Below are 10,063 nucleotides of genomic sequence, written 5' to 3' on the forward strand. Positions count from 1 at the left end.
TCCGAACGATTGGCAACGAGAAGGCGGCGAATCTTTCTGGTTTGCACGCGGAACTTCCTCTCGAATCGATCTTCCGCCGGGTCCGCACCGCAAGGCGGCCCCGACACACAACGCCGGTCGTGCCGCAACATGGGCTCCATGCGCGATTTGACCAAATATATCAAACCCTGCGACGCCGACGGCCCGACCGTGTGCGTACCTCAGGCGCGACGAAAGTTCCATATCTCGCTGCGCTGCACAAGAGACCGCGACGCCGCATGACGGGATAAAGCGGACGGACGGGACGGAATGCCGCTGGCGGTCGCAACCGGTTACCGCATCGCGGCCGGCGCACCGGCGCTGAACCGGCGCGGAAGCCGCAGGGCCGCCCTCAACCGGCACCGGCCGGACGAAAAAGGCCGCAGCGGCCGGCACCGGCTGCGCCGGCGGCAGCCGTCGCCGCTCAGGGCGCGGCAGGGTCCGATGCGCGCTGCGCAACGGTCATCAGAGGTCGCGGCAGCCGGCCGTCAGATCGGCGTCGCAAGCCGGAAGGTATCGCGACCGCCGCCCTTGGCGGCATAAAGGGCGCGGTCCGCCTCGTGCATGGCTGCCGCAATGCCCTGTGCGCCGACTGCGCAAAGGCCGAAGCTCGTCGTAACCGCATAGTCCGGCGGCAGCAGGCGATATCGCTCCCGCTGCAGGGCGCTGCGCAGGGCCTGCACGAAGGCGATGGCCGCCGCCTCGCCCGCGCCCGGCAGCAGCACGGCGAATTCCTCGCCGCCCAGGCGGCCGCACACGCCGGCCGCGCCGGTTCCGGCGCGCAGCAGGCGGCCGAATGCGGCAATCACCTCATCGCCGGCACTGTGGCCGAAGGTGTCGTTGATGGCCTTGAAGCGGTCGAGATCGCAGATCACCAGATGGCCGGCAAAGGCCGGCCGGGCCGCGGCCGCCTCCGCCCGCTCGAAAAACGCCCGGCGCACCGGCAGGCCCGACAGCATGTCGGTCTCAGACCGGGTGAGATGGTCGCGCAGCACTTCCCGCCCGACAACCGCCAGCAGGCTCAGCCCCATCAGCAGCGACAGGATCGCGCCCGCCGTCTGCGAATAGAACGCATAGCGCGACACCGCATAGGACTGCACCGCCGTGCCGGTCGTCATCAGCATCGCCAGATGGGCCTTGAGCAGAAACTGCACGGCGATCGCCGCGAAGACGCCGCCCGTGGCAAGCCCTGCCAGCCCCCGCCCCGGCGCGGCAAGGGCCGAAGCGGCGGCCACGGCGGCGGGCACGGCAAAGGCAAGCTGGTAGCCGACCGCATGAACGAGACTGTCGCGCGCGACAGAATCGAGAACCGCCACCTTGAACGCACACGCCGCCGCCGCAAAAGCCACCAGCGTGCGAAACCGGACCAGGCGGGTGAAATAGCGGCTGACGCCTTCGGCGATCAGCACGAGCGCCACGACGAGGCAGGCGAAGGACAGGAACGAGGCGAGCCGCGGCGGAAACCCGAACCGGGCGGCAATCTCCGCCAGCGCCGTGCCGCTGGCGCACAGAAAGCCGGCGACGAACCACAGCCCGCGCCGCGTCGCCGCCCGCCCGGCAAGCACGACGAAGCAAAGGCCGAAGGCCATGCCGATGGTGATGTTGATTGCGAGCAGAAAGGTCGCGCTGTCCATCAGTGCCGCACAGAAGGCCGTTATTGTCGGTAATATACGCGCTGCCCGGTACCGCGTGGTACTGAAAAAAACTGCGGCCGCGCGCGCTTTCGTCGGCACCGGCTGCGGGCGCGGCAGCGCGGCCCCGCCGGACCGCATCGCGATTCTGTGGATAAGGTTGCAGACCGGCACGGCCGCCCGCGATGGGCGATCCGCAATGCTGCCGGACGGCTTTTTCAAGGCAATGCGCCGGGAATGACGGCCTTTTCGCGGCCGCCGGACGGCAACGCCGCGTCAACGCGGCTCAGGCCCCGGCGCCGGAATCCGCATTCCGCCGCTTGGCGGCCGCCTGCGGCCTCCCTAACATGTCGTTCGTGTGCCGGCGGTCCGGCCGCCGGCGGGGCCGCCCGGGCTGCGCCGACGGCGGTGCTTTCTGCCGTGCCCGACCGTTCTGGACGTGCCCATGCAACACCGCGACCGGTGCCCGAAGCCGGCCGCATGACGAGGCCGGCTGCAAGGCGGCGCCGCCTCTGCCCTGTGCGCGGGCGGGGCCGCACAAGCCGGATGTCGGTCGGCTGCCTATCGGAACGACCGCCCCGCGGGCGCCACGGCAGCACAACGCCGGCGCAATCCGGCCGGGCGCGGCACAACAAACCTTTGAGGAGCATTGGAATGCGTTTGCGAACTCTGGCCGGCCTTCTGGCCTTCTCCACCTGTCTCGCCGTCTCGCAGGCCGCGTCCGCCAAGACGCTGGTCTACTGCTCCGAGGGCAGCCCCGAGGGCTGGAACCCGGCGTTCTACACCTCCGGCACCACCTTCGATGCGGTCAGCCGCACGATGTTCAACCGCCTCGTGGAGTTCAAGCACGGCTCCACCGAGATCGAACCCGGTCTGGCGGAATCGTGGGAAGTTTCCCCCGATGGCAAGGAATACACCTTCCACCTGCGCAAGGGCGTGAAGTTTCAGGGCAACGACAAGTTCACGCCCACCCGCGACATGAACGCGGATGACGTGATCTTTACGTTCGATCGCCAGTGGAAGAAGGACAATCCCTACCACGCCGTCAGCAACGGCTCGTATGAATATTTCGAAGCGATGTCGATGCCGTCGCTGCTGAAGTCCATCGACAAGGTCGACGACTACACGGTTAAATTCGTCCTCAACACGCCGAACGCGCCGATGATCGCTAATCTCGGCATGGATTTCGCCTCCATCGTGTCGAAGGAATATGCCGACGCGATGCTGAAGGCCGGCACGCCCGAAGCGTTCGACCAGAATCCGGTCGGCACCGGCCCGTTCCAGCTGGTCAACTACCAGAAGGATGCCGTGATCCGCTATAAGGCGTTTCCGGATTACTGGGCCGGCGCGCGCCCGATCGATACGCTGATCTTCGCCATCACGCCGGATGCCTCCATCCGTGCCGAGAAGCTGAAGGCCGGCGAATGCAATGTCATTCCCTACCCCAACCCGGCCGACATCGCGGGCCTGAAGCAGAACGCCGACCTGAACGTGATGCAGCAGGAAGGCCTGAACATCGGCTACCTCGCCTACAACACGCTGCAGAAGCCGTTCGACGACCCGCGCGTGCGCCGCGCCCTGAACATGGCGATGGACAAGGATGCCATCGTGGAAGCGGTGTTCCAGGGCACCGGCACGGTGGCCAAGAACCCGATCCCGCCGACGATGTGGTCCTACAACAACGCGGTGAAGGACGACCCGTATGATCCGGCAGCGGCGAAGAAGCTGCTTGAGGAAGCCGGCGTCAAGGATCTGACCATGAAGATCTGGGCGATGCCGGTGCAGCGCCCCTACAACCCCAATGCCCGCCGCATGGCGGAAATGATTCAGGCCGATTTCGCCAAGGTGGGCGTCAAGGCCGAGATCGTCTCCTATGAATGGGGCGAATACCTGAAGCGCTCCGGCGACAAGGACCACGACGGCGCCATCCTGCTCGGCTGGACCGGCGACAACGGCGACCCGGACAACTTCCTCGGCGTGCTGCTGTCGTGCGACGGCGTGGGCACCTCCAACAACGTGGCGGAGTTCTGCTACAAGCCGTTCGAAGAGCTGATCGTGAAGGCGCGCACCCTGCCCGATCAGGCCGAACGCGCCAAGCTCTACGAGCAGGCGCAGGTGATCTTCAAGGAGCAGGCCCCGTGGGCGACCATGGCCCATTCCACGGTGACCGTGCCGACCACCAGGAACGTGATCGGCTACAAGATCGACCCGCTCGGCATTCACCGCTTCGACGGCACCGACATTCAGGACTGAGCCCGCATCAGGACTGAGCCCGCAAGAGTGAGCCCGCGCCCCCGCAAGGGGGCCGGCATCCTGTCAGCGGCTGTCCCGGCTTTGGCGCCGGGGCAGCCGGCCCGGCGCAAAAGCCGGGGCACCGTGCGGCACGGTCCGCCGCAGGCCTCCGTGGGCAGCCTCACGACAGCCTCACACGCGACAGCCTGACAGAAGGCACCCGGGAACCGACCATCGGGCGGGAGACTGCAAGCCATGCTGCGATTTCTGACCAAGCGCCTCGCCGTGCTGATCCCGACTTTCATCGGGGTCACGCTGGTGGCGTTTCTGTTCATCCGCCTGCTGCCGGGCGATCCGGTGATCGTGATGGCGGGCGAGCACGGCATCTCGCCGGAACGCCATGCCGAGCTGATGGCCCGCTTCGGTTTCGACAAGCCGGTGTGGGACCAGTACGCCGTCTTCCTGTGGAACGTGCTGCACGGCGACCTTGGCGTTTCCATCGTCTCCAAGGCGCCGGTGCTGTCGGAATTCATGACGCTGTTTCCCGCCACGCTGGAACTGGCCTTCTGCGCCATGGTGTTCGCGATCGCGGTCGGCATTCCCGCCGGCGTGATTGCCGCCGTGCGGCGCGGTTCGGTGTTCGACCACTCGGTCATGGGCACGGCGCTGGTCGGTTATTCCATGCCGATCTTCTGGTGGGGCCTGCTGCTGATCATCCTGTTTTCCGGCATCCTCAAATGGACGCCGGTCTCGGGCCGCATCTCGCTCATGTATTATTTTCCGACCCCGACCGGCTTCATGCTGATCGACAGCCTGCTTTCCGGCGAGAAGGGCGCGTTCCGCTCCGCGCTGTCGCACCTGATCCTGCCGGCCATCGTGCTCGGCACCATTCCGCTCGCCGTCATCGCGCGCCAGACGCGCTCGGCCATGCTGGAGGTGCTGGGCGAGGACTACGTGCGCACCGCCCGCGCCAAGGGTCTGTCGCCGCTGCGGGTCATCGGCCTGCATGCGCTGCGCAACGCCATGATCCCGGTCATCACCACCATCGGCCTGCAGATGGGCATGCTGATGGCCGGCGCCATCCTGACGGAAACGATCTTCTCGTGGCCGGGTGTCGGCAAGTGGATGGTGGATTCGGTGTTCCGCCGCGACTATCCCGCGGTTCAGGGCGGACTGCTGCTGATCGCGGCCATCATCATGATCGTCAACCTGCTGGTGGATGTGGCCTACGGCCTCGTCAACCCGCGCATCCGCCACTGACGGGGACCGGTCTCATGAGCGATACCACCGTCTCTTCCGGCCGCGGCGCCCACCCGCTGATGACCACGCTGGGCGAGGTCTGGGCCTCGTTCTCGGAAAACCGCGGCGCGGTCGCCGGCCTCGCGGTGTTCGTGGCCCTCATCCTGGTGGCCATCTTCGCCCCGCTCATCGCCCCCTGGCCGCCGGACCTGCAGAACCGCGAGGCCCTGCTGCTGCCCCCGGCGTGGGTGGAAGGCGGCAAGGCCGCCTACCTGCTCGGCACCGACGCCGTCGGGCGCGACATGCTTTCCCGCCTCATCTACGGCGCGCGCTACTCGCTGTTCATCGGCCTCGTCGTGGTCTCGCTGTCGCTGGTTTCCGGCGTGGCGCTGGGGCTGATCGCCGGCTTCGTCGGCGGCTGGGTCGATATCGTGATCATGCGCATCATGGATGTCATCCTCGCCTTTCCCTCGCTGCTGCTGGCGCTGGTGCTGGTGGCCATTCTGGGGCCGGGGCTGGATAACGCCATGATCGCCATCGCGCTGGTGCTGCAGCCGCATTTCGTCCGCCTCACCCGCGGCTCGGTGCTGGCGGAGCGCGAGCGCGATTATGTGACGGCGGTCAGAACCGCCGGCGGCGGACCGCTGCGCATCATGGTGCGGACCATTCTGCCCAACTGCGTCGCGCCGCTGATCGTGCAGGCGACGCTGTCGTTCTCCAACGCCATTCTCGAGGCGGCGGCGCTGGGCTTCCTCGGCATGGGCGCCCAGCCCCCCACCCCGGAATGGGGCACCATGCTGGCGGAAGCGCGCGAGTTCATTCTGCGCGCGTGGTGGGTGGTCACCTTCCCCGGCCTTGCCATTCTCATCACCGTGCTGGCCATCAACCTGATGGGCGACGGCCTGCGCGATGCCCTCGACCCCAAGCTGAAGCGGGGCTGACGATGGTGAACAGAGCGCACGATTCCGCCCGCCGCACGGTGCTGGAGATCGAAGACCTGACGGTGGAATTCGCCACCCGCTCGGGCCCGTTCCGCGCCGTGGACCGCATCTCCCTCGACGTGCCGATGGGCGAGGTCACGGCCATCGTCGGCGAATCCGGCTCCGGCAAGTCGGTCGCCATGCTGGCGGTGATGGGCCTGCTGCCGCCCACCGCCACCATCACCGCCCGCCGCATGATGTTCGACGGCCGCGACCTGAAGACCATGGCCGCGCGCGAACGGCGCCGCATCGTCGGCCATGAGATGGCGATGATCTTTCAGGAGCCGATGTCGAGCCTGAACCCGTGCTTCACGATCGGCTTCCAGATCGGCGAGGTTCTGAAGACGCACCTCCGGCTCGACCGGCGCCGCCGCCACGCCCGCGCGGTGGAACTGCTGGATCTCGTCGGCATCCCGGACCCGGAGCGGCGCCTCACCGCCTTTCCGCACCAGATGTCGGGCGGCATGAGCCAGCGCGTGATGATCGCCATGGCGCTTGCCGCCAGCCCCAAGCTGCTGATCGCCGACGAGCCGACGACCGCACTGGACGTGACCATTCAGGCCCAGATCCTCGATCTCCTGACCCGCATTCAGGCCGAGACCGGCATGGCGCTGGTGCTGATCACCCACGACATGGGCGTGGTGGCGGAAACCGCCCATCAGGTGGTGGTGCAATATGCCGGCCAGCAGGTGGAGCGGGCAACGACCGCCAGCCTGTTCCGCGATCCGCACCACCCCTACACCGCCGCCCTTCTCGATGCGCTGCCGGAGCGGGCGACCGAGCGGCGCCTGCCGGCGATCCCCGGCGTGGTGCCGGGCGCCTTCGACCGGCCGCCCGGCTGCCTGTTCGAGCCGCGCTGCCGCTTCTCGCAGCCGCTGTGCCGGCTGAAGGAGCCCGACCGCGCCGCCGCCAGCCTCGGCTATGCCCGCTGCCATTTTCCGCTCGTCGGCGGCCGGCCCACCTTTCCCGCCGAGCAGCAGGGAGTTCCGGCATGAGCGCGCCGCTGATCGAGGCCGGCAACCTTGCCCGCACCTATGAGGTGGCGCGCGGCGCCTTCCGCAAACCGGGCATCGTGCACGCGCTGGCCGATGTGAGCTTCACCCTTTCCGCCGGCCAGACGCTGGCGGTGGTGGGCGAATCCGGGTCCGGCAAGTCCACCCTCGCCCGCCTCATCACCATGATCGAGCGGCCGACCGCCGGCACTCTGAAGATCGACGGCATCGACGTGATGCATGCCGGCGCCGCGGCGCTGAAGAAGCTGCGCCGCGACGTGCAGATCGTGTTCCAGAACCCCTACGGTTCGCTCAATCCGCGCCAGACCATCGCGACCCAGATCGCCGAGCCGCTGGAGATCAACACCGCCATGAGCGCCGCCGACCGGCGCGCCGAGGCGGTGGCCATGCTGGAGAAGGTGGGGCTGCGGCCGGAGCACGCCGACCGCTTTCCGCACATGTTTTCCGGCGGCCAGCGCCAGCGCATCGCCATCGCCCGGGCGGTCATCCTGAAGCCGCGCATTCTGGTGCTCGACGAGCCGGTTTCCGCGCTGGACGTGTCGGTGCGCGCGCAGGTGCTGAACCTGCTGGCCGACCTGCAGGACGAGCTGGGCCTCGCCTATCTGTTCGTCAGCCACGACCTGTCGGTGGTGCGCCACATCGCCGACGACGTGCTGGTGATGTATCTCGGCCGCGCGGTGGAACAGGGCAACAGCGAGACCATCTTCAGCGCGCCGAAGCACCCCTATACCGAGGCCCTGCTTTCTGCCACGCCCTCGGCCGATCCCGACCGGGCGCGCAACCGCATCGTGCTCAGGGGCGAGCTGCCCTCGCCGTTCGCCCCGCCGCCGGGCTGCGCCTTCAACCCGCGCTGCTGGCGGCGCATCGGGCGGTGCGAGAACGAACGGCCGGCGGCGAAGGAAATCGCCGGCCGGCAGGTCGCCTGCTGGGTGGCGGAGGCTGAGGCGGCCGAGGCGGCCGTCTAAAGCCGGCCGGCCGCCCCTTCGGTCAGGCGGCGTCATTCAGGCGGCAATTTCCGCCTGTTCGCGCGCCAGCCGGGCCAGTTGCACCAGCGCCGGCCGCAGGCTGCCGGGTTCGGTCGCAGGTGCCGGGAAATCCACCCGGACGGCGCGGATGCGGTCTTCCGTCATCAGGTCGATGCCGCACGGGTCGATGCCGGTGGCGATCCACGCGCCCGGCTCCGCCCCCGCCAGCACCGTGGCATAGAGCGCCAGCGCATCGCGGTGGTCGGCGTTCATGTGCGCGACCGCGCCTTCCTCGCCGGCCACGAACAGGTTGCCGAGGGCCGGGTCAATCAGCACGTCGGCGGCTTCCAGCGCATGAATGCGGCCGAAGCCGCCGACAAGGTGCGCGGTCTGCACGTCGAGTTGCCAGAAGGCGAAATCCGGAAAAGCGGCATAGCCTTCGGCGGAGGGATGGCGGGCGAGGAAGCGCCGGCGGGCGAGCGGCGCGGCCTCCCCGGAAACCGGTCGCAGCCGGCCGCTGAGGGTGACGCGCGCACCCGCCAGCGGATCGGCAATGGCCCCGTCGGTGACCAGAAGCGAGGCCCGGGCGTCGGCCTCGGCGTTGCGCGTGTGCAACGCCAGACGGGAAATCAGCACCAGCGGCGTGCCGTCGGGCATCGTTGCGACCGAGACAAGCGAGGCGAACGGCGTGCCATCACCGGTCGCAAGCGTGCCGAGGCTGCCGAGGCGTGCGCTGCGCACCAGCGCCCGCGCGGCGACATCCGGGATAAAAGGTTTGTCTGCCATCGTTTTTCTGTCCTCTCCGGCCGGCTTTGGCTGCGCGCCCGATGCCGCTAACGCTCCTGCGAAGCACTAGCACATAAAACGGAGCCAACGGCAAGATTGCGGCGGTGCGCTGACATGGCCCGCCCGACATGGCTTCGCGCCGGGGCCGAATCGTCCCACTCTGGCAGGAATCCTGCTTTGGTGCAGGCCGTTTGCGGTGTTTCGCCGGCTGTGGCACCGTCCGCGCAGGCCCGGCACCGCCCCGTTGCGGCCGGTCGGCGGCGGCAGGAACCGAAATAACCCGGCTCTCAGGCCCGGCGGACTTTCCGCCAGCCGTCTGAGCCCGGCGCGGCCGGCCCGGGTCAGGCCGGCGCGCTGCGACGCAGAGGACCGAAAGGCAAGCGCCATGACGAACAAGGCCTTGGATGAGGAGCAGATCCGCGCCATCGCGCATGCGATCTGGATTGAGGAAGGCTGCCCGGACGGCCGCTCGCAGGAGCACTGGGACCTTGCCGTGGCCCGCTGGAGCACGATGAGCGTCACGGTCCCGGAGACCGGGCCGGAGGTGGCCGATCCGGCCCCGGCCATCGCGGCGCCGGCTGCCGAAGCCCCTGCTGCCGAAGCCCCCGTTGCTGAAGCCCCTGCCGCTGCCGCCCCCGTTGCCGAAGCGCCGGCGCCCGAGGCGAAGCCGGCCGCCAAGCCGCGCGCCCGCGCCGCCGCCAGACCGAAGGACGAGGCCCCGGCCGCCGAAGCCCCGGCGGCCGCTGAAAAACCCGCCCGCGCCCCCGCGCGCAAGAAGGCCGCGACGGCCGAAGCCGCACCGGCAAAGGCCGACGCGCCGAAGCCGAAGGCGCCCGCCCGCAAGGGCCCTGCCAGACCGGCCGGCAAGGCCTGACCCTTCACCGTTGCGACCGTGCGGGGCCGGACCAGCCGGCCCCGCGCAGGCAGCATGGCGACGCCCGGCGACCGTGCCCGCATATCGCAGCGCGGCAGTCGTCGCCGTTGCCACCGGCCACGGGCACGACCCGCACCGGCACCCCGGCCGGGGCCACCCGCCCCGGAGCGGGTAAATCCGGCCCGGCAGGCGTTCGGGCGATAAGACTTCAGCCGGCACAGCTTCGGCCGGGGAAACGACATCCGGCAGGACTTTTGACTGGCAGGACTTTTAACGGGCAAACCTCTGAACTCCGGCAAGCCTCTGGACTCTGGCAAGCCTCTGG

9 protein-coding genes are annotated in these 10,063 nt (G+C 68.8%); 7 read left to right on the forward strand and 2 right to left on the reverse strand.

The window, feature by feature from the left end; all coding sequences use genetic code 11:
* Positions 1 to 506: 506 nt before the first annotated feature.
* A complete protein-coding gene (locus V7067_RS11915; RefSeq protein ID WP_334176123.1) occupies positions 507 to 1,652 on the reverse strand; it encodes a GGDEF domain-containing protein in 1,146 nt (381 codons plus the stop codon).
* Here V7067_RS11915 and V7067_RS11920 point away from each other — a divergent pair.
* The 6 genes from V7067_RS11920 (at position 1,612) to V7067_RS11945 (ending at position 8,078) form a co-directional block, all read left to right on the forward strand.
* Complete coding sequence (locus V7067_RS11920) at positions 1,612 to 1,890, forward strand: hypothetical protein (RefSeq protein ID WP_334176124.1); 279 nt, start codon at positions 1,612 to 1,614, stop codon at positions 1,888 to 1,890. The two genes, V7067_RS11915 and V7067_RS11920, sit on opposite strands and share 41 nt — an antisense overlap.
* A 413-nt stretch (positions 1,891 to 2,303) precedes the next feature.
* Positions 2,304 to 3,902, forward strand: a complete 1,599-nt coding sequence (locus V7067_RS11925) for an ABC transporter substrate-binding protein (protein WP_334176125.1) — start codon at positions 2,304 to 2,306, stop codon at positions 3,900 to 3,902.
* A gap of 234 nt (positions 3,903 to 4,136) precedes the next feature.
* Positions 4,137 to 5,141, forward strand: coding sequence for an ABC transporter permease subunit (locus tag V7067_RS11930; RefSeq protein WP_334176126.1), 1,005 nt, complete (start codon positions 4,137 to 4,139; stop codon positions 5,139 to 5,141).
* A 59-nt stretch (positions 5,142 to 5,200) separates the two neighbouring features.
* On the forward strand, positions 5,201 to 6,061 hold the full coding sequence (locus V7067_RS11935; protein ID WP_334176131.1) for an ABC transporter permease subunit: 861 nt from the start codon (positions 5,201 to 5,203) through the stop codon (positions 6,059 to 6,061).
* A 2-nt stretch (positions 6,062 to 6,063) separates the two neighbouring features.
* Entirely contained in the window at positions 6,064 to 7,095 is a 1,032-nt protein-coding gene (locus V7067_RS11940; RefSeq protein WP_334176127.1) for an ABC transporter ATP-binding protein, read from the forward strand.
* Positions 7,092 to 8,078 (forward strand): dipeptide ABC transporter ATP-binding protein, encoded by a 987-nt coding sequence (locus V7067_RS11945; protein ID WP_334176128.1) that lies wholly within the window; start codon positions 7,092 to 7,094, stop codon positions 8,076 to 8,078. The genes V7067_RS11940 and V7067_RS11945 overlap by 4 nt, the downstream gene beginning before the upstream one ends.
* Before the next feature lie 36 nt (positions 8,079 to 8,114).
* On the opposite strand, the gene V7067_RS11950 is transcribed toward V7067_RS11945, so the two are convergent.
* Complete coding sequence (locus V7067_RS11950) at positions 8,115 to 8,864, reverse strand: DUF2470 domain-containing protein (protein WP_334176129.1); 750 nt, start codon at positions 8,862 to 8,864, stop codon at positions 8,115 to 8,117.
* Between the two features lie 385 nt (positions 8,865 to 9,249).
* Here V7067_RS11950 and V7067_RS11955 point away from each other — a divergent pair, with 385 nt between their 5' ends.
* Entirely contained in the window at positions 9,250 to 9,738 is a 489-nt protein-coding gene (locus tag V7067_RS11955; RefSeq protein ID WP_334176130.1) for a DUF2934 domain-containing protein, read from the forward strand.
* The last annotated feature ends 325 nt before the right edge of the window (positions 9,739 to 10,063 follow it).

It is taken from the genome of Pseudoxanthobacter sp., from assembly GCF_036822375.1.
Taxonomy (GTDB): domain Bacteria; phylum Pseudomonadota; class Alphaproteobacteria; order Rhizobiales; family Segnochrobactraceae; genus Pseudoxanthobacter.